The 18,321-nt window shown below is 71.6% G+C and carries 19 protein-coding genes; 5 read left to right on the top strand and 14 right to left on the bottom strand.

Annotation, left to right across the window (positions count from 1 at the left end):
- The first annotated feature begins 178 nt into the window (after positions 1 to 178).
- The 4 genes from QSK21_RS26590 to QSK21_RS26575 all read left to right on the top strand — a co-directional run bounded on the left by QSK21_RS26590 (position 179) and on the right by QSK21_RS26575 (position 4,577).
- Entirely contained in the window at positions 179 to 2,194 is a 2,016-nt protein-coding gene (locus QSK21_RS26590) for a protein kinase domain-containing protein (RefSeq protein ID WP_285699809.1), read from the top strand.
- The gene (locus QSK21_RS26585; protein ID WP_285699807.1) at positions 2,191 to 3,081 is read left to right on the top strand and encodes a hypothetical protein; all 891 of its coding nucleotides are present in this window, start codon (positions 2,191 to 2,193) and stop codon (positions 3,079 to 3,081) included. The genes QSK21_RS26590 and QSK21_RS26585 overlap by 4 nt, the downstream gene beginning before the upstream one ends.
- Before the next feature lie 78 nt (positions 3,082 to 3,159).
- Positions 3,160 to 4,167, top strand: coding sequence for an MDR family NADP-dependent oxidoreductase (locus QSK21_RS26580; RefSeq protein ID WP_285699805.1), 1,008 nt, complete (start codon positions 3,160 to 3,162; stop codon positions 4,165 to 4,167).
- Positions 4,168 to 4,175: 8 nt separating this feature from the next.
- Positions 4,176 to 4,577, top strand: a complete 402-nt coding sequence (locus QSK21_RS26575; RefSeq protein WP_285699803.1) for a MerR family transcriptional regulator — start codon at positions 4,176 to 4,178, stop codon at positions 4,575 to 4,577.
- A 28-nt stretch (positions 4,578 to 4,605) separates the two neighbouring features.
- Here the strand turns inward: QSK21_RS26575 and QSK21_RS26570 are convergent, their stop codons facing one another.
- From QSK21_RS26570 to QSK21_RS26515, 12 genes are all read right to left on the bottom strand, one after another.
- Positions 4,606 to 5,712, bottom strand: a complete 1,107-nt coding sequence (locus tag QSK21_RS26570; protein ID WP_285699802.1) for a winged helix DNA-binding domain-containing protein — start codon at positions 5,710 to 5,712, stop codon at positions 4,606 to 4,608.
- A gap of 46 nt (positions 5,713 to 5,758) precedes the next feature.
- Complete coding sequence (locus tag QSK21_RS26565; RefSeq protein ID WP_285699980.1) at positions 5,759 to 6,541, bottom strand: DUF5996 family protein; 783 nt, start codon at positions 6,539 to 6,541, stop codon at positions 5,759 to 5,761.
- Entirely contained in the window at positions 6,538 to 7,176 is a 639-nt protein-coding gene (locus QSK21_RS26560) for a SecDF P1 head subdomain-containing protein (RefSeq protein ID WP_285699801.1), read from the bottom strand. Before QSK21_RS26560 ends, QSK21_RS26565 begins: the two co-directional genes overlap by 4 nt.
- Positions 7,177 to 7,280: 104 nt before the next feature.
- A complete protein-coding gene (locus QSK21_RS26555) occupies positions 7,281 to 8,381 on the bottom strand; it encodes a sodium:calcium antiporter (RefSeq protein ID WP_285699799.1) in 1,101 nt (366 codons plus the stop codon).
- Positions 8,378 to 9,454, bottom strand: coding sequence for a pyrroloquinoline quinone biosynthesis protein PqqE (gene pqqE, locus QSK21_RS26550; protein WP_285699798.1), 1,077 nt, complete (start codon positions 9,452 to 9,454; stop codon positions 8,378 to 8,380). Before pqqE ends, QSK21_RS26555 begins: the two co-directional genes overlap by 4 nt.
- On the bottom strand, positions 9,447 to 9,731 hold the full coding sequence (pqqD, locus tag QSK21_RS26545) for a pyrroloquinoline quinone biosynthesis peptide chaperone PqqD (protein ID WP_285699796.1): 285 nt from the start codon (positions 9,729 to 9,731) through the stop codon (positions 9,447 to 9,449). The genes pqqE and pqqD overlap by 8 nt, the downstream gene beginning before the upstream one ends.
- A gap of 1 nt (position 9,732) precedes the next feature.
- Positions 9,733 to 10,428 carry a pyrroloquinoline-quinone synthase PqqC gene (pqqC, locus tag QSK21_RS26540; RefSeq protein ID WP_285699795.1) on the bottom strand — a complete coding sequence of 232 codons (696 nt, stop codon included), beginning with the start codon at positions 10,426 to 10,428 and terminating at the stop codon, positions 9,733 to 9,735.
- 8 nt (positions 10,429 to 10,436) lie between these two features.
- Positions 10,437 to 11,324, bottom strand: coding sequence for a pyrroloquinoline quinone biosynthesis protein PqqB (gene pqqB, locus QSK21_RS26535; RefSeq protein WP_285699979.1), 888 nt, complete (start codon positions 11,322 to 11,324; stop codon positions 10,437 to 10,439).
- 93 nt (positions 11,325 to 11,417) lie between these two features.
- The gene (gene pqqA, locus QSK21_RS26530; protein ID WP_285699794.1) at positions 11,418 to 11,555 is read right to left on the bottom strand and encodes a pyrroloquinoline quinone precursor peptide PqqA; all 138 of its coding nucleotides are present in this window, start codon (positions 11,553 to 11,555) and stop codon (positions 11,418 to 11,420) included.
- 59 nt (positions 11,556 to 11,614) lie between these two features.
- Positions 11,615 to 13,300 carry a PQQ-dependent dehydrogenase, methanol/ethanol family gene (locus QSK21_RS26525; protein ID WP_285699793.1) on the bottom strand — a complete coding sequence of 562 codons (1,686 nt, stop codon included), beginning with the start codon at positions 13,298 to 13,300 and terminating at the stop codon, positions 11,615 to 11,617.
- Positions 13,301 to 13,313: 13 nt separating this feature from the next.
- The gene (locus QSK21_RS26520; protein ID WP_285699792.1) at positions 13,314 to 13,778 is read right to left on the bottom strand and encodes an MSMEG_3727 family PQQ-associated protein; all 465 of its coding nucleotides are present in this window, start codon (positions 13,776 to 13,778) and stop codon (positions 13,314 to 13,316) included.
- Positions 13,779 to 13,881: 103 nt separating this feature from the next.
- Positions 13,882 to 15,051, bottom strand: a complete 1,170-nt coding sequence (locus QSK21_RS26515; protein WP_285699791.1) for a glutathione-independent formaldehyde dehydrogenase — start codon at positions 15,049 to 15,051, stop codon at positions 13,882 to 13,884.
- Between the two features lie 173 nt (positions 15,052 to 15,224).
- On the opposite strand from QSK21_RS26515, the gene QSK21_RS26510 reads away from it, so the two are divergent.
- Entirely contained in the window at positions 15,225 to 16,670 is a 1,446-nt protein-coding gene (locus tag QSK21_RS26510; RefSeq protein WP_285699790.1) for a DNA-binding protein, read from the top strand.
- 12 nt (positions 16,671 to 16,682) lie between these two features.
- Here the strand turns inward: QSK21_RS26510 and QSK21_RS26505 are convergent, their stop codons facing one another.
- Both QSK21_RS26505 and QSK21_RS26500 read right to left on the bottom strand, forming a co-directional pair.
- The gene (locus tag QSK21_RS26505) at positions 16,683 to 17,633 is read right to left on the bottom strand and encodes an alpha/beta hydrolase family protein (RefSeq protein WP_285699789.1); all 951 of its coding nucleotides are present in this window, start codon (positions 17,631 to 17,633) and stop codon (positions 16,683 to 16,685) included.
- Complete coding sequence (locus QSK21_RS26500) at positions 17,630 to 18,250, bottom strand: carboxymuconolactone decarboxylase family protein (protein ID WP_285699788.1); 621 nt, start codon at positions 18,248 to 18,250, stop codon at positions 17,630 to 17,632. The genes QSK21_RS26505 and QSK21_RS26500 overlap by 4 nt, the downstream gene beginning before the upstream one ends.
- Positions 18,251 to 18,321: the final 71 nt, after the last annotated feature.

Here is an 18,321-nt window from a genome sequence, read left to right as displayed (position 1 = left end):
CGCTCCCTCACCTCCCGGGCCACGACCCGGGGCGAAATCCGCTTCTCGCCCGGATGCTAGGAGCGCCCTCCCCGTCACGCCGTCTCAATCCTGAGACGGCGGCGAGGCGGTAGGAATACGTTCTGCGGCGGGCGGACGCGCGTTACCGTGCGTTCAAGGCCAGTCGATTCCGGAGCCGATGCCGATGCCCCCCACGCGCTGTCCCCGCTGTTACGGGACGTTCGCCGACGGCTACTGCGTCTCCTGCGGTGCGCCGTCTGGCGGCCGGGACGCTGACGCGGAGATGATCGGGCCGTACCGCCTCGTCGACCTCCTCGGCACCGGACCCGCGGGAAACATGCGCCTGGCCGTGGACCCGATGGGTCGTGAGGTCGTCGTCCACCTGCTGGAGGGGCTGGCCGAGCGCGCCGGACCGCAGTTCGGCCAGGCGATGACGAGGCTGCGCAACCTGCACAGCCCGTTCGTCGCCCAAGTCCTCGACGTGGAGCTGAACGGGCCTCAGCCCTACATCGCCACGCGGTACTCCGGCGTCGGCATCACGCTGCGGGAGCTGCTGGCGCGCAACGGCCCGCTGAAAGGGGAGAGCCTGCTCCGGCTGGCGCGGGAGCTGGCCGATGGGCTGGCGGCGATGCACGACGCGGGCGTCACGCACGGCGACGTCAAGCCCGGCAACATCGTGATGGTCGACGGCCGGCCGGTATTGATCGACTTCGCGACCGCGTGGCTCTCCGACGAGGAGCCCGCCCGCCAAGAGGCCATGGTCGGCACTCCCGGATACCTGGCGCCCGAAGCGTTGACCGAGGCATCGAAGGGTCCGGCCGCGGACGTGTTCGCCTGGGCCGCCACGGTCGCCGAAGCGGCGACCGGCCTCCCGCCGTTCGGCTCCGGGAACCCGATCGAGGTCCTTCACCGCGTACGCGACGCGGAACCCGATCTTGACGGCGTGCCCGAGCCCCTGCGCGCACTGCTGGCCCGCGCACTGGCCAAGGATCCTTCGGAACGTCCCCTTGCCCCTCAACTGGTCGAGGCCGTCGCCAGCCTGTCCGGCCAGTACGCCGAATATCGGGTGAGGGTTCCGGCCACCCCGGGCTCGGTGACCGCGGCGTTGGACGTGTCCGGCCGGTCGTCGTTCGTGGCACCGCTGTTCGTGATCGCGACCATGCTGACCCTGGCCTTCCTGCTCACCGTCGGCGGCCCGGCGCCGCCGTGGCTCATCGTGGCCGGCGTGGTGGCGTTTCTGGCGGCGTTGGCGCTCTGGCGGCCGGCTTACGTGGTCGGATGGGCACAGACGGCCCGGCTCGCCCATGCGCGGCGCGCTCTCGCCCGTGGCCGCTACGAGCGGGCAGAGGCCACGCTGCGGCGCCTCGCCGCCGCAGCGGACAGGCCGAGTCGCCGCAGCGTGATCATCCACGCCAGTCTCGCCGCCGCGCTCCGCCGCCAAGGCAGCCTCACCAAGGCGTCCGCCGCCTACCAGCGGGCCCTGGAGCTCGCCCGCGGGACTCCGGACGCCGATGCCGCGCTGGTCTCCAGACTCGAGGCCAACGACGCGAGCGTCCGGCACGGGATCGGCGCGCCCGGCACGATGTCCGTGGCGCTGCTCGATCAGGCATACGAGAAGGTCGGCACCGACCCGGAGGCGGCCACCGTCCGTTCCAATCTCGCCGTCGCGCTGCGCGATGAGGGACGGCTGCGGGAAGCCGAGAGAGAGGCGCGGGCGGCGCTCGGCCAAGGGGTGGAGGCGGGATCGCCGGACCTGCCGGTGCTCCAGGCGAACCTGGCCGCGATCCTGCGAGAAGGCGGCGATGCCTTGGCGGCCGAGCCCCTGCTCGTCGAGGCGGAAAGCGCGGCACGACGCATGCTGGGACGGCGGCACCCCGATACGTTGAGCATCCGCGCGTCGCTCGCCGCCGTCCGGCACGATCTCGGCCGCCATGCCGAGGCCGCCGCGCTGCTGGAGCAGGTGATCGCCGACCGCGCGCGGACGCTCGGACGCACGCACCCCTCGACCCTGGAGGCACGGACCAGCCTGGGATTCGTCCGGCTGGCGGCGGGCGACGACGAAGCGGCCGAACGGGAGTTCCAGGCCGTCTTCCTCGCAGGGATCGAGGCGCACGCGTCCTGGTACGACTTCTGGAGGCGCGCGGAACAGGGACAGGCCCTGATCGACGAGCGCAGGCTGGGGCGGGACGCATGAGGCGCCGCCGCCGTCCCGTGCTGTGGGGGCTCACCGCCGCCGCGACCACGACCGCCGCCGGGCTGTCGGTCAACATCCTCACCGACAACCAGGGCAGCCTTGTGGCCTGGCTGGCGGTCGCCGCCTGCACCGCGCTCGCCGGGGTCGTCCCCGGGCTGTTCGCCGCGGGCACCGCCGAGCCGGAGATCCCCCTTGAGCGCCTGCTGATCGAGTGCACGGTCGGCCCGGACGGCATCACCACCATCAACGCCCGGGCCGAAGGCGCCCAGGCGACGCAGATGCTCACCGAGTGGCTGCCGTCCCCGGCCTTGCGCGGCGGCTCCGCGAACGGCGCGCTGCCCAAGCCGCTGCCGGTCGCGCTCGTCACCCGGAGCCGGGCCACCGGCACCGCGCGGCGGCTGGCGGAGCTGGAGCGGCGGTGCGGCGGATCGAACGAACTCGACCTGCGGCTTTGCATCGACAACCGGGTCGAACCTCGGTGCGAGGCGCTGCGCGGCGCGCCCGTCCTCGTGATCGACGACCGCTGCTCCCTGGACGGCACCAGCCTGCTCGTGGGCGGCATCGACCTTGCCGCACTCGGTGAGCTGCACGCCCTGGCCGTGATCCTGTCGTGCCACGACGGCGCGGGCACCGCGCACACCGACGCGCTGCGTCGCAGCCTGCGCGGCCCGGCGGCCTTCCTCGCGTGCACGGGCTCCGTCCCGGCCGAGCATCTTGGAGTGCTGTATCCGCTCGTGCTGGAAGGGATCGGTGAACTGGCCGGTGCGCGGGCGACGCCCGAGGAGCTGCGTTCCCGCATGGACGGGGCACTGGCGCGGGCCCAGCAGAGCCGTCCCCAATTGGACTGGGGACGATGGGCCGCCACTGTCCTCACCCCGGAGGGCTGATGCGGGATTTGCCCTTGACGCGTACGTCAGGGGTTAGCGTCGCACCCCCTGTCAACGGCTTGAGCGAGGAGCGACGCCATGACCCGTACCAGCCGTGAAGTGCGGCTCGCCACACTGCCCGACGGCCTGCCCCGTCCAGAGCACTTCGACATCGTGGAAACCCCGCTGCCCGTCCCTGAACCTGGGCAGGTCCTCCTGCGCAACCGCTACTTCCAGGTGTTCCCCTCGTTGCGGACGCTCATCGGAGGTGGCGTCCCGGGCGCACCCCTGCCGCCCCTGCATCCCGGTGACACCCTGTTCGGCGCCGCGATCGGCGAGGTGGTCTCCGCCCCCGGCGACAGCGGCCTTCGCCCGGGTGACCTCGTTCACCACTGGCAGGGATGGCGCGAGTACGCGGCGGTCGACGCCGCCGCATGCACCCCTCTGGACGACTCGCTCCCAGAGCCCGTCGCGCACCTGGGCCAGGGACACACCGCCTACACGGCGCTCACGCACATCGCCGAGACGCAACCGGGTGACACCGTGTTCGTGACCGGCGCCGCCGGGGCGGTCGGCTCCATGGCCGGCCAGATCGCCCGGCTGCTGGGCGCCGCCCGCGTGATCGGCAGCACCGGCTCGCGCGCCAAGGCCGACCGCCTGACCGCCGAACTCGGGTACGACGCCGCCCTGATCCGCGGCGCCGCGCCGATCGCCGACCAACTGGCCAAGGCCGCACCCGACGGCATCGACGTCCTGGTCGACAACGTCGGTGGCGACCAGCTCCAGGCCGCGGTCGCCGCGGCCCGGACCGGAGCCCGCTTCGCCCTGGTGGGCACTCTGGCCCGGCAGCTCTCCCCCGACGGCACCGGCACGACCGCTCCCGTCGAGCTGGACACCTTCCAGCTCATCGTCAAGCAGATCACGATGCGCGGTCTCACCGGCACGTCCACCACCCGCGAGGAATGGGCCGAACGGTTCGCCGCCTGGCTGCGCGCGGGCAGCATCACCTTCCCGCACGTCCGCGTCCAGGGCATCCACCGCGCCCCGCAGGCGTTGTACGAACTGATCAGCGGACGGCACCTGGGAGCCGTCATCGTGGAGGTGTAGGAGGGTTCATGCGGATCGGCGACGCGGCCGCGGCGGCGGGCACCACACCCCGCGCGCTGCGCTTCTACGAGGAACGCGGCCTGCTCCCCCCGCCGCCCCGCACCGCCAGCGGACAGCGCCGGTACGGCCCCCGCGAGATCGCACGCGTGCGCCTCATCCGCGAGTTGCTGGGACTCGGCCTGACCATCGAGGACATCCGCCGCTGCGCCCACCGTCTCGACCTGCTGGACGGCGACACCCTCCCGCCCTATGGCAGCCCCGGATGCGACAAGGGCAGTGGCGTCGTCCAAAACCGCATCGCCGCCCTGGACCGGGAAATAGCCCAGCTGGTCACCCTGAGAAACCGCCTGGCGGCCGCGATCGGACGAGAGCCGCTCAGCCTTGCGGGCCGCTGTCGCCGGGGCGGATGAGCGGGCCGGGCGCCGCCGCCCTGCCTGTTCAGAGTTGCTCCACGCGCACTTCGCGGTGGGCGATGTCAGCGTGGGTGAACGCGAGGAGGCGTTCGCCTTCCTCGTGGAGGCCGTCCGCGGGCGGCGCGAACGTGCGGATCCTCAGGACGGCCGAGTCGCGGTCGCTCTCGATCGCCCACTCGCCGCCGGTGAAGCCGTCCACCAGCACCCAGCCGGGAACCGGGCGGCGGGTGGTGTAGTTCTGCGCCCGATGCTCCTCGGTGATCACCCGGCCGCGGTCGGCGTGCGAGAGGAGGAGGTTGTCGAAGTCGTACAGCAGCCGGGGCGGTGCGGGCACGTCCGCGCCGGGGCGTGGCGCGTCCGGCAGGTCGAACAGCTCCCGGCCGTCCTCTCCGGTGAACGTGACCAGGCGGGGGCGGAGCCCGTCCACGACCTCGCCGAGCCGGGTGAGGCCCGTCCAGGTCTGCACGTCCTTGACGGTGGCGGGCCCGAACGCGGCCAGGTAACGCAGCACCAGGTCGTCCAGGGAGGCGTCCGCCGCCAAGGGCTCGCCGAGCCAGGACTCGGCCGTGGTGTGCGCGATCGGCCCGCTCCTGCCCCAGAGGCCGCGCGGCGGCACCTGCACCAGCGCCATCATGTTGCGGGCGATGTAGGCGAGGGACGCGGGCGGCCGGTCGCCCCATCCGGCGCTCTCGCCGTGCTCGGCCAGCAGCGCGCCGAGTTCGTTGGACGTCCGGGGCGTCTCCTCCAGCAGCGGACGGGCGACGGCCACCACCTCGTCGGTGTCCAGGCCCTCGATCGGCTTGCCGTGGGTGTGGTTGGAGAAGAGCGTCCGGTCCATGACGGGCTGGATCAGCGGCCGCATCCACAGGCAGTCGCGGGCGCTGACGAGATGGATGGTCCCGCGCATCAGCGCGATCCGCACCAGTTCCCGCCTCTCCAGCAGCGCGGAGATCTGATCCGGGCGCACGTCCGCCAGGCGGGACGCGAGACCGGCGTACCAGGAGTGCGGGGTCTGGGCCTGGAGCCCGGCCAGACGCTCGACGGCCTGGACGATCGGAAGGTCGGAGCGGGCGAGCAACAACTGCCTGGCGAGCGTCGCCCGGTTCAGCTCCCGCCTCGTCATGGGCGCCATAGCCGGTCAGGCTAGCGTGGAACGGCGCACCGGCCCGTCGCTGCGCCTAGCCCATGCGGCCGGGATCGGCCTCCAGGGCGGCGCGGTCCCAGCCGCCGAGGTCGGCCGCCGCCTCGTAGGTGCTCTGAAGGAACCCCAGCAGCGCCTTTTCGGGGTCGGACGCGGTGCGCACGGCCTCGTACGGGAGCAGGAACTGCCCGAGCTGATCGTTGTAGAAGGCGTCGAACGGGCCGACGGAGCGGTCGGAGAAGCCTTCGGGTTCGGGGTAGGCGTAGGAGTAGAAGGCGCCCTCGTCGCCGCCTCCCGCCCAGAAGCCGCAGCTACTGAGCTCGTGGGAGTAACCCTGGACCATCACCTCGCGGGGACAGTTGGGGATATCGCCCGAGTACTCGGGCGCGGGCCGTCCGGAGAAGCGGGTGCAGGCGAGGTCCATGCCACCCCAGAAGAGATGGACGGGGCTGACCTTGCCGATGAAGCGTGACCTGAACTCGCCCAGGACCCGGGACGCCTGGAGCAACTGGAGCCAGAACAGCCGTACCGCATGGCCGTCGTACGAGGCGTGCCGGTGGTCCTCGGCGAAGGGGATGGCCGGTTCGACTTCGTTGGGCCTGGCGTAGATGGGCGCCTCTATCCCGAGCGCGTCCAAGGCGGCCATCGTCCGGGCGTAGAAGTCGGCGACGGCCATGGGCTCCAGCGCGAAGTCCTCGACGGCGCCGCCGCTGTCGCGGATGACGAGGCGGTGGGAGACGAAGTCGAACTCGATGTCGAACGTTCTGCCCCGGCAGGGTGCGTGGTCCCCGGGGACGGAAGCGTGAAACGGGCGGGTCAGGACGGCGGGCGGCCCGTCAGCCGCTCTATCAGGCGTTCGGCGGCGGGCCGGTCGAACCGCCCGGAGATCTGCACCTGACCGCCCGTGATGACGCCGGTGACCGTCGGGGCCGACACGACCACGTCGCCGACGACCATGGCGATCCGGTTCGCCGCGGTGCCGCTGTCCGCCGTCCTGGCGCGTATCGTCAGGTTGCCGAAGATCGCGGCGTCGGTCTGCGTCAGCGTGAGGGCGATGCCCCATTCAGGTCCCTGGGGTCCGGGCGGGACGAGCCGGATCTCCTCAAGGCGCCGCACCGTCATCCCGCCGGGTTCCAGCTTGAAGCACTCGGTTCCCGCGGTCTCCCGCAACATCCCGGCCGGGCACGGCGGGGGCTGGACCTGCGCCACCTGCTGGATGAGCAGGGGCTGGCGCAGGTCGACCGGGCCGGGGTCGCCGTCGTCCTGGAGCAACTGGAAGCCGACCACCGTGGCGCCCGCGATCAGGAGCAGCAGCATCGCCCCCGCGACCAGCGCGGTGATCCGCGGATTCCTGGGCGGAAGCGTCACCGGCGCAGGCCCCTTGACGGGCGGCGGCGGCCCGTACCCGGGTGGCGGCGTGTCGAAGGGCGACCCGGGTGACGGAGGTTTGGCCATGGCACATCCCTGCGGTGAGAAACGGGCGCCCGCGGCCGGCGGGGGCGCGAATCGCCGCTCCGATCTTAGAGCGCCGTTTCTGACTCCCGCATCCTCCTCATGGGTCAGTCCACCTCGACGGGCGCGGTTCCGAAGGCCGTGAAGCTGACGATCCAATAGGCGATATAGAAGGCCAGCAGCACGACGCCGTGCCACCGTTTCAGCTCGCCCGTGTGCAGCACGTACGCCGCGAAACCGGTGAGGACGACAAGGGCGGGCAGGTGCCAGGTGAGGACGTCGGGCGCTATCACCAGGCCGCCCGCCAGCACGATCACCCCGAGTTTCCCGGTGACGGAGAACACCACGCTTCCGATGACGTTTCCGACGCCGATTTCCGGGGCGCCTTTGCGGGCGGGTTCCACGGTGAGGAAGACGTCCTCGACGGTGAGGACGACCGTGGCGATCGTCGCGCCGAAGAGGGTGCCCTCCAGCCCGTAGGTCTCCAGGATGCCCTCGGTTCCCATGCCCGTGATCGCGGCGCCGGCGACCAGGCCCGCCAGGGCCAGCACCGCCAGGCACAGGCCCGCCCACCCCGAGTGCCTGCGCGCCTCCGCGAACGGGGCGGCCTCGGAGAAATGCCGTCCCGGATGGGTCTCCGGTGGTGTCCGCCCGGGATCCGCCGTGGCCGGGCGCGTGCCGGTGAGGGTGGCCGTCCCCCCGTCCCCTTCCCGGGACGCGCGGACGGCGACATACGCCTCGTACAGTTCGGCGTCGCGGAAGATGGGCTTGTCCCCTCTGGACTCGCGGACCGCGACGTAGGCGAGGAAGGTCCCGAACAGCCCGAGCAACGCCAGCCCCTCGACCACGTCCAAAGGCTCCAGCACCACGAACACGATCATCAGGAGCGGGGCCAGCGCGAAGACGAGCAGGTAGTCGCGCGGGATGGTCACCTTGGTGGGGGTGAGGATCGCGGCGAGCGCCAGCACGACCCCGGTCATCGAGATGGCGGTGCCCAGCACGATGCCCAACGCGACGTCCTCGACCTCTTCCAGGTTCAGCGCGACGCCCAGGAACACGTCGTCGAACTCGATGCCGGTGAAGACGATGGCGAGCAGGAAGATGGAGACCCTGAGCCCGCTCGCGACGCCCACGAGGTAGCCGATCAGCTTCTCCGCGCTGTAGATCAGCAGCACCGCGCCCGCGGCGAAGACGAGGATCGAGGTCATCGCGGCACCTCCCGGGGCAGGAGCTCACGGGGTGGCAGGGGCCGGTCGGCGTTGTTCACCGCGTCCTCCACGAGCGCGTGGTCAGGAGAGAGGTGGCAGGCGGGGTCGGTGCAGGACGCGTCGCCGGTGAGCTGGAACGCCTGGCAGCGGCAGCCGCCGAAGTCGAGCTCGCGGCGGTCGCAGCTCCGGCAGGGCTCCGGCATCCAGTCCGTCCCGCGGAACCGCCGGAAGATCGGTGACCGCTCCCAGATCCACGCCAGGCCGTGCTCGCGGACGTTCGCGCGGGGAAGCGGCAGGGTGTGCGCGGCCGGGCACGGCAGGACGTCGCCGTTGGGGATGACGGTGAGCTGCCGTCTGCCCCAGCCGCCCATGCAGGGCTTGGGGTAGCGGGTGTAGTAGTCGGGGAGGACGTAGATGACCTCCATCCGTCCCTCCAGGCGTCGGCGGGCCGCGCGCACGACGGTCTCGGCGCGGTCGAGCTGGGAGCCGCTCGGCAGAAGGGCGTCCCGGTTCCGCCAGGCCCAGCCGTAGTACTGCGTGTTGGCCAGTTCGATGCGGTCGGCGTCCAGTTCCTCGGCCAGTTCGAGGATGCGGTCGATCCGGTCGATGTTGTGCCGGTGCAGGACGACGTTCAGCGTCAGCGGCCAGCCCAGCTTCTTCACCAGGCGGGCCGCCGCGAGCTTGCGCTGGAAGGACGGCAGGCCGGCGAGCCGGTCCGACAGTTCCGGACGGTCGGCCTGGACGCTGATCTGGACGTGGTCGAGTCCCGCCGCCCGCAGCTCCTCGGCCCGCCGGGACGACAGGCCGAGCGCGCTGGTGATGAGGTTGGTGTAGAGGCCCAGGTCCCGCGCCTCCCGGACGAGGTCCACCAGGTCGCGGCGCCGCAGCGGCTCGCCGCCGGACAGGTGCAGGTGCAGGACGCCCAGGTCCCGGGCCTCGGCCATGACCCTCCGCCACTCGCCGGTCGCCAGTTCGTCCCGGTACGCGCCCAGGTCGAGCGGGTTGGAGCAGTACGAGCAGCGCAGCGGGCAGTCGTAGGTGAGCTCCGCCAGCAGACCGAACGGCCTATCCATCCCCGTCCCCCATCTCCAGCCGGCGCGCGGCGACCAGCCGGGCGAGGAACTCCCGCACCTCCCCGTCGATCACCACCTCGTAGCGTCCGCGCAGCTCGGCCACGATCCCGGCGACGGTGCGGCGCCCGTCGCACAGGCCGAGGACCGCCGCGCCCGTCGCGTTCAGGACGGTGACCGCCTCCGGGGACAACAGCATGTGACGTCCCCGCGCCGGGTCGAACTCCAGCCGCACGTGCGGCGCGAGGCGGGGACGGTCAGTGTCGCCGACGGCGCGCACGCTAACCATCCGGATAGGCCCGTTCGGTGGCGTCGAGCATGCTCCACAGCACGTCGCATTTGAACGCCAGCGCCGCCACCGCGGCCGACTGCTCGGCCGGTGTCCGGCAGTACTTCGTCACCACCTCCATGGCGTGCTCCGAATCACGGGGGGCCTGGGTGAGGCGGGCCCGGAAATAGGCGAGGCCCGCGCGGTCGATCCACGGGTAATGGCGTTCGAAGGCGGCCAGCCGTTCGGCCATCAGGCCCGGGGCGAACAGTTCGGTGAGCGAGGACGCCACCGCCTCGACCCACGGCCGGGTACGGGCGAAGGTCACGTAGGCGTCGACGGCGAACCGGACGCCGGGGACGACGTGCCGCTCGTCCAGCAGCTCGTCCCGGTCCAGGCCGAGGGCCTCGCCGAGCCGCAGCCACGCCTCGATCCCGCCCTCGCCGTCCGCCGTCCCGTCGTGGTCCAGGATGCGCTGGATCCAGCGGCGGCGGACGTCGCGGTCAGGACAGTTGGCGATGATCGCGGCGTCCTTGCGGGGCAGGTTCAGCTGGTAGTAGAAGCGGTTGGCCGCCCAGCCCTGGATCTGGCGGCGGCTCAGCGCGCCCTCGTTCATCTTGCGGTGGAAGGGATGCCGGTCGTGGTAGCGCCGGGATTGCGCGCGCAACGCGCCCACGAAGCCGTCGTTCTCCGTTGTTACCGTCACCATGGCCGCTCTCAGATCCGCAGTTCCATCCCGTCCACGGCCACCTCCATGCCGCGGCTCTCGACGGCCCGCCGTTCGGGCGAGTCCTCGATCAGGATCGGGTTGGTGTTGTTGACGTGGAGATAGATGGTGCGCCGGGCGGCGGGCGGCGAGGACAGCCGGACGAGGCTGCCGTCCGGCCCGCCGATGGGCACATGGCCCATGTCCCGTGAGGTCCTGGCGGCCAGGCCGAGCCGGATCAGCTCGTCGTCGCTCCAGCAGGTCCCGTCGACGAGCAGGCAGTCGCAGCCGTCCACCGCCTCCAGCACCCCGGGCGTCAGCTCCTGGACGCCCGGCAGGTAGACCACCGACCGGCCGTCCTCCCCGCTCAGCCGGTAGCCCACCACCCGTCCGGGCGCGTCATCGGGGCCGAACCGCGCCCGCTTGGTCGTCGGCACGTCGAAGGCCCGGTACGACAGGCCGTCGCACAACGCGACGTCGTCGCCCGGCACGACCGGATGCCAGGTGACGGGGCAGTACGCTTCCAGCGTCCGGAGCAGCGAGTTGCCGTCGCGCAGGGCCTCGTACACGGCCTCGGTGCAATGGAGCCGGAGCCCGCGTCCCTCCCGCAGCAGGAGCAGGCCCAGCGTGTGGTCCAGCTCCGCGTCGGTCAGCAGCACCGCCTCCAGCGGGACGGCCCGTCCGGCAGAGGGCCCCAAGGCCGGGGAGCGTTCGATCTGGGCGTGCACATCGGGTGAGGCGTTGAAAAGGAACCACCGCCGGTGGTCGGGGCTCACCGCGATGGACGACTGGGTACGCGGCCGTGCGGGCCTGGAGCCGGTCCGTACCGCGTCGCACGGAGGGCAGGTGCAGTTCCACTGCGGAAATCCCCCGCCGGCCGCCGACCCGAGCACGCGCACCCACAACGTCGATCACCTCTCCGCGCACCGGGCGGGCGGCGCCCGGCACCACCGCCGGACGCCTCCCGCCGCGCCTGACCCGCCCGGGGCGGGCTAGTCGTCCTCGAAGTCCAACACGCCGAAGTACGCGGTCACCTCGGCGGAGACACCGACCTCCTCGAAGGCGGGGGTCTCCCACTCGGACAGGTCGGTCCGGGGGGCGACGCTCTCGCGCTCCCTACCTTTCACCATGCGTTTCACCTCCTCCCTCGTGGTCTCGGGACCGTTCGGGCGTGGGCGTGCGGGCGCCGCTAGTCGGGCAGGGCGAACGCGAAGAGGGCGGCGCCGTGGGTCCCGGCGAGCATGCCGGGGGCGAAGCCCTCGATCCAGCCGCCCCAGCCGCTCGGCACGGCGATGTACTGCCGTCCGCCGACGCTGTAGGTGGACGGGCTGCCGTGGTGGCCGCTGCCGCACTGGAACTGCCACAGCAGCTCGCCGGTACGGGCGTTCAGCGCGTTGAACTCCCCGGTGGGCTCGCCCGCGAACACCAGGTCGCCCGCCGTGGCCAGCACCGACGCGCACATCGGCACCTCGTTGCGCCAGCGCCACACCTCCCGGCCGGTGGCCGGGTCGAAGGCGCTGATCGAACCCGCCATGCCCTCGGTGTCCACGGCGACGCCCGCGCCCCAGTACGGGATCCCCTCCTTGAACTCCCTGCGCCGCCGCGTCGCGGTCGCGCCGACGTCCTGGACCGGGACGTAGAAGAGCCCCGTCCTCGGGCTGTAGGCGTTGTGCGTCCACTCCTTGCCGCCGCCCGGACCGGGGTAGAAGTGGACCGGCACGCCCTCCTCGTCGGGGTACTTGTGGACCTCGATCTGCCCCTTGGAGTCCACCGTCCCCCAGTCGATCCGGTCGACGAACGGGAACACCCTCTCCACCTCGCCGTTGGTGCGGTCGAGAATGTAGGCGTAACCGTTCTTGTTGAAATGCCCCAGGAATCTGCGGCCGTCCATTTCGAAGAGGGTGTTCTCCGAAATGCTGTCGTAGTCCCACAGGTCGTGCGGATTGTGCTGGTAGTGCCAGACCAGTTCCCCGTTGTCGGGGTTCACCGCGATGCAGCTGTCGGTGTAGAGGTTGTCGCCCGGCCGCACCTCGCCGTCGAAGTCGGGCGCGGGGTTGCCGGTCCCGGTGTACAGCAGGTTGAGCTCAGGGTCGTAGGTGGGCGTGATCCACGGGTTGCCGCCGCCCCGCGCCCACTGCTCGCCGTCGGCCGGCCAGGTCTCGGAGCCGGGCTCGCCCGGCTTCGGGATCGTGTACGTGCGCCACCGGCGCTCGCCCGTCTCCAGGTCGAACGCGTCGAGATGGCCGCGCACCCCGAACTCGCCGCCGGCGCTGCCGACGATGACCATGTCCTTGACGACCAGGGGGGCCAGCGTGGCGCTCTCGCCCGCCCGCACGTCGCCGTTGGTGCGGTCCCACACGACCTTGCCGGTCTCCGCGTCGAGCGCGATGACATGCGCGTTCGGCGTGACCATGTAGACCTTGCCGTGCGCCACCGCGACGCCGCGGTTGACGTTGCCGCAGCACAGGGAGGTGTCGAACGGCGTGGCGTGCTTGTACCGCCACAGCTCCTTGCCGGTCACCGCGTCCAGGGCCCAGCAGTAGCCGTCCCAGCCGGTGACGTACATGACGCCGTCCACCACGATCGGGGACGCCTCGAACGCGTACGTCGACCCGCCCGCCTGCAACCCGGCGGACCCGCACTGGAACACCCAGGCGGGGGTGAGGCGCCGCACGTTGTCGACGTTGATCTGCTCCAGCGGCGAGTACCGCTTCCCGTCGTAGGCGCCGAAGTAGGTGAGCCAGTTCTGCGGCTCCGAGCGTGCGTGCAGCAGGCGCTCGTAGCCGACGTTGGTCACGGTCGGCGGCGCGCTCCCGACCACCCCGCTCAGGGACGACCAGTCGACGGCCTTCCCCGCGTCCACATATTCCGCCATCAACTGCTCCTTTCTACGGTCGTGGCTGGGCCGGCCGGTCGAGCTTGGCGTCGTCGGGGACCTCGCCCATCACGACGATGGCGCCGGTGAGGCCGCGTCCCTCGTCGTTGCCGGTGGGCGAGCCGTACCAGTAGTAGCCGGGGCCGTCGAGCCTCAGGCTCGCCGTGCCGCGCGAATGGTTCACCAGCCAGATGAACTGATGGTCGCCATTGCTCGGGAAAAGCGCGCAATGGGTGTTCTTGTCGTCGTTGTAGATCTCGATGTCGAGGTCGCCCCCATGGGGGATAACGAGCACCGAGGGGTCGTAGACAAGCTGGTCCTCCCTGATCCGGATGGTGGCCTTCATCCGGCCGTCGGGGCCCTCCTCGGCCTTGCCGATGTTGCCGGTGGCCAGCACCCGGCCCAGCGCGGCCCCGTTCTGCCTGTCCAGCCCGATCTCGCTCACCAGCGCGGATCGCTCGTCCGTGGGGGTCGCCATCACTTCACCTCCCAGTCGAAGCTGCTTCGGCTCGCCGTCCATGGCCACGCTCGTGGCCGGTAACACAGGTCGTCATCGGTCGTGGGGTCGGTCGCGGGTGCCGTCATGGGTCGGGTCCCAGGCCGCTGTCGGGCTTGAGGATGACCTTGGTGTAGCCCTCCACCCGCTGGTCGAACTTCTGGTACGCGATGGGCGCCTCCTGGAGAGGGAGTTGGTGGGAGACCACGAAGCCGGGGGCCGCCCGGCCCTCGCTGATGAGGTCGCGGAGCCGCCGGTTGTAGCGCTTGACGTTCGCCTGCCCGGTGCCGACGCGCAGGCCCTTCTCGAACAGCCGCCCGACCGCGACGGCCAGCACGCCCCGCTTGGCGGCCTCGTCCACCCCGCCCGGGTCGGACGGCACGTACAGGCCGGGCACGCCCAGCGCGCCGGTGGGGCGGACGGTGTCGACGAGCTGGTTCAGCACGGCGGCCGGGTCCTCCCGGGCCTCGCCGTCCTCCCCGCCGACCAGTGCCTGGTAGCCGACGGCGTCGATGCCCTTGTCGGTGCCCTCGCCGCCGGTCCGGTCCCTGATCTGCTCGACGGGGTCGCCCGCGGAGAAGTCGACGGGGATCGCGCCGATCTCGCGCGCCTTGGCGAGCCGTTCGGGGACACGGTCGACCACGAAGACGCGGGACGCGCCGCGCAGCAGCGCGGAGTAGGCGGCCATCAGCCCCACGGGTCCCGCCCCGTACACCGCCACCGTCTCGCCCGGCGACACGCCGGCCAGCTCACAGCCGTGGTAGCCGGTGGGGAAGATGTCGGCGAGCAGCGCGTAGTCGGTCTCGTGGTCGGTGCCGGGCGGCAGCTTCAGGCAGTTGAAGTCGGCGAACGGGACGCGCAGGTACTCGGCCTGCCCGCCGGGGTACGGGCCCATCGCGACGTAGCCGTAGGCGCCGCCGGCGAAGCCCGACGGGTTGACGGTGAGGCAGAAGCCGGTGAATCCGGCGAGGCAGTTCTTGCAGAAGCCGCAGGCCACGTTGAACGGCATCACCACCCGGTCGCCCCGTTCCAGGGTGGTGACGCCGCTGCCCACCTCGTCGATGACGCCGAGGTTCTCGTGGCCGAGCACCAGCCCCGGCTCCGCGGCGGTCCGCCCCTCGTACATGTGCAGGTCCGACCCGCAGATGCAGGCCGAGGTGATCCGGACGATCACGTCGTTGGGCTGCTCGATCCGGGGGTCGGGCACCTCTTCGACCGCCACTTCGAAGGGCTTCCGGTACACCACGGCACGCATGCCCGCAACACCCCTTTTCTTCGCTTCTGTACCGTTTTCACCCTTGGAGGGCCGTTACCTGGGAGCTAGCCTGGGCCTGAACCGGTGTGCACGGCGGCCCCGCGTCACGTGGTCGGTCCGTCCGAATGATCACGATCCTCGGACAGACCTCTCCACCACCCAAGGGAGCTGGGATGAACGGCGCGACAGACCCAACGAACGGCGGCTCCACCGCAACGAGCGGGATCGCCCTCGCGGGCGACAATCTCAAAATCACCACGGCGGCCTGGGAACGGTTCGCCGCCGGTGACGACAGCGTCCAGGGCGTCCGGCCGGAGATCCTGATGTCCTGGTACCGGTGCCGGGAGGAGTACGAGGTCGATCCCGGCCTGGAGAAGGCGCCCGCCGCGTCCGAGGACAGCTCCCACACCATCGACAACGACGTGGTGTTCGCCGAGCTCGGCGGCCTGGCCACCACCGCCGCCACCGAGGTGGACGGCCTGGACGGCATCGTCACCGTGGCCGACCCCGACGGGCGCATCCTCGCGTCCTGGGGCAGCCGGCGGATCCTGCACCTGGCCGCCGACAGCAACCTGGCGCCCTGGTCCACCTGGTCGGAGTGGGCGACCGGCACCAACGGCATGGGCACCGCCCTGGAGAGCCACCGCCCGATCATGGTGCGCGGCCCCGAGCACTGGTGCCGCGGCTTCCACCCGTGGGTGTGCGCGGGCGTCGCCGTCCGGGACGTCGTGACCCAGGACCCGCTCGCCGTCCTCAACATCTCCTGCTGGAGGACCCCGCTGTCGGACGACGTCCTGCCCTGGCTGCGCAAGGTCGCCGCCGCCACCGAGGCCAAGCTGCGGCAGCGCGCCTACGACAGCGGCGCGATGCTGGCCGCCTCCATCACCGACGCCCGCGTCCCGCCCGGCACGCCCCTCGCCGCGGTCGACCCCGCCGGGAAGGTCGTGCTCGCCAACAGCGAGGCCGCGGTCCTGCTGGGCACGCCCGCCGACACCCCCGCCTACGCGCCCGCGCACCGCTGGACGCCCCAGCTCCCCACGCTGCCCCGGCTGGCCCGCCGCGCCGTCGAGCGCGCCCGCCAGGACCCGCACTGGACGGGCGTCACCCAGGTCTTCGTGCCCTTCCTCGGCACTCCGATCTCGGTGGCCGTCCGCCCCGTCTTCGCCGCGACCCGGGTGATCGGCCTGCTGATGGCGTTCGGGTCCCCGGACGACCAGCCGCCCTTCGGAGGCTCGTCCGGCGACCCCCTGCTCGCCTCACCGCCGCCCCCGCCCCGCTCGTTCCCCGCCCGCGTGGTGGCGCTCCGGGACGACCGGTGGGTCCTGCTCGACCCGCGCGAGATCCGCTACGCCGAGGCCGACCACAACAACGTCTGGCTGACCAGCGACCAGGGCAGGCTGCTCTCCGCCACCCGCGGCCTCGACCGGCTCGAACGGCAACTGGAGGACAAGGGCTTCCTGCGCGTCCACCGCCGCTTCCTGGTCAACCTGGGACGGATACGGGAGATCGAACGCGGCTTCAAGGGCACGCTTCTCCTGTGCACGGACTCCCGCGCCCACGAAACCGTCCCCGTGGCGCGCCGCCACGCCCCGTACCTCCGCCAGGCGCTGGGCCTGTGAGGCGGTGCCACCCTATGCATCGCCCTGTCGGCCGCCCTGGCGCAGGTGGCGGCCGAGGAAGTCGATGACTCCCGTGATCGCGCGTTCCTGGACCGGGTCCACCGACGTGCCGTGCGGGAAGATGTAGCCGTGCAGGTCGTGGTCCCAGGAGACCCACTCGGCGGGTTTGCCCGCCTCGGCCAGCAGGTCGTAGCTGACCCGGAAGATGCCTTGCAGATGGTCGTCGTCCCGGCCCATCACGAGGATGGGGATCGTGATGGGCGCGATGCGCTCCAGGGCCAGCCGCTCGTTGACGCGCTTGCGCACGGCGGCCGGTGACCGCATCTGCATCTCCTCGATGTCGCGCATCGCGGTGTCGGGGTTGACGGTCACGGTGTGGTCGGTGCTCAGGTCGAGGAACTCGTGGTTGGCGGGTTCGCAGGCGACCCCGCACGCGACGGCGTCCGGGAAGGCGGACGCGAGCTTGAACAGCATCTCCCCCGCGTGGCTGACGCCGACATGGGCGATCCGGGCCGCGTCGATGTCCGGCAGGGCGCGGACGTGCTGGAGGATCGCCAGCTCGTCCTCGAACTCCAGCGGCGAGCGGTTGAACAGGTCCATGCCCTGGCGGCGGTCGCGAACGAGCGGGCCGCCCCGGTGATAGCCCAGCTCGACCTCGGCGCGGTACCGGGCCCAGGCGCACGCGTACCCCGCCTCCAGCAGCCTCTCGGTGATGTACGCGTAGTTGTGGACGCGGTCACGAAGCCACTCCAGCCCGCCCCCGCCGTTCCCGTACGCGAGGAACACGAAGGGATGCGGGCCGGGGCCTGGCGGCGTCCGGAGGGCGTACGGGGTGTAGAGGCCGTCGAGCGTCTCGGCGAGGTAGTACCGCACCGGAACCGCGGAACCCTCGACCCGCTCGACGGCGGCGGGCCGGCCCACCGGCCAGTGCGCCGGCCCGTCCGGAACGTCGGCGGTGGTCACGACCTCGCCCAGTAGTCCGGGCTGCTCTTGGTCTTCTCCTGCTCCTCGGGGGTGCGAAAGCCGGGCGCCAGCGACGCGTCGGTCCCGGCCAGGTACTGGTGGTGGTCGATGTCCAGGAGGCGCAGCCAGCTCTGCTGGCCGAAGGTCAGCGCCACGAAGCAGCCGAGCTCCACCAGTTCCGGCTCGGTGAAGTGCCGGTGCATGCGCTCCCAGAACTCGTCGTCGACGTCGAGCCGCCACGCGATCGCCTCGGTGTAGGCGAGCGCGGCCTTCTGCCGCTCGTCGTAGCGGTCGGACGACTCGAAGTTGAGGAGGTCGTCGTACTGCTGCTCCAGAAGACCCTGCGTGCTGGCCTGGATCGAGCGCTGGTTGCCGCAGAACTCACATTTGACCGTGCGGGAGACGTAGACGCGGCAGAGCTCCTTGATGGCGTGGTCCACCACCCCCTTGCGGAAGATCGCCTCCCATGAGTCCGTGAACGCCCAGAACGCGTTGGGCGCGTGCGCCCGGACGGCGGAGCTCTCCGGACGCGGCGTGCCCTCCCGCGCACACCGGCGCATCTCCTCCTGCATCCGCTCGTCCATCGCCTCCAGCGGGACGTAACCGATCCGTGGCATGACTCACCTCTTCTGGAGCTCGTCCAGGCCCCTCAATGGATCCGATACTCACTATGAACCGCTGAAAGGCG

This window comes from Actinomadura sp. NBRC 104412 (assembly GCF_030269515.1).
Taxonomy (GTDB): Bacteria; Actinomycetota; Actinomycetes; order Streptosporangiales; family Streptosporangiaceae; genus Spirillospora.
This window is presented reverse-complemented; position numbering and strand designations above follow the sequence as displayed.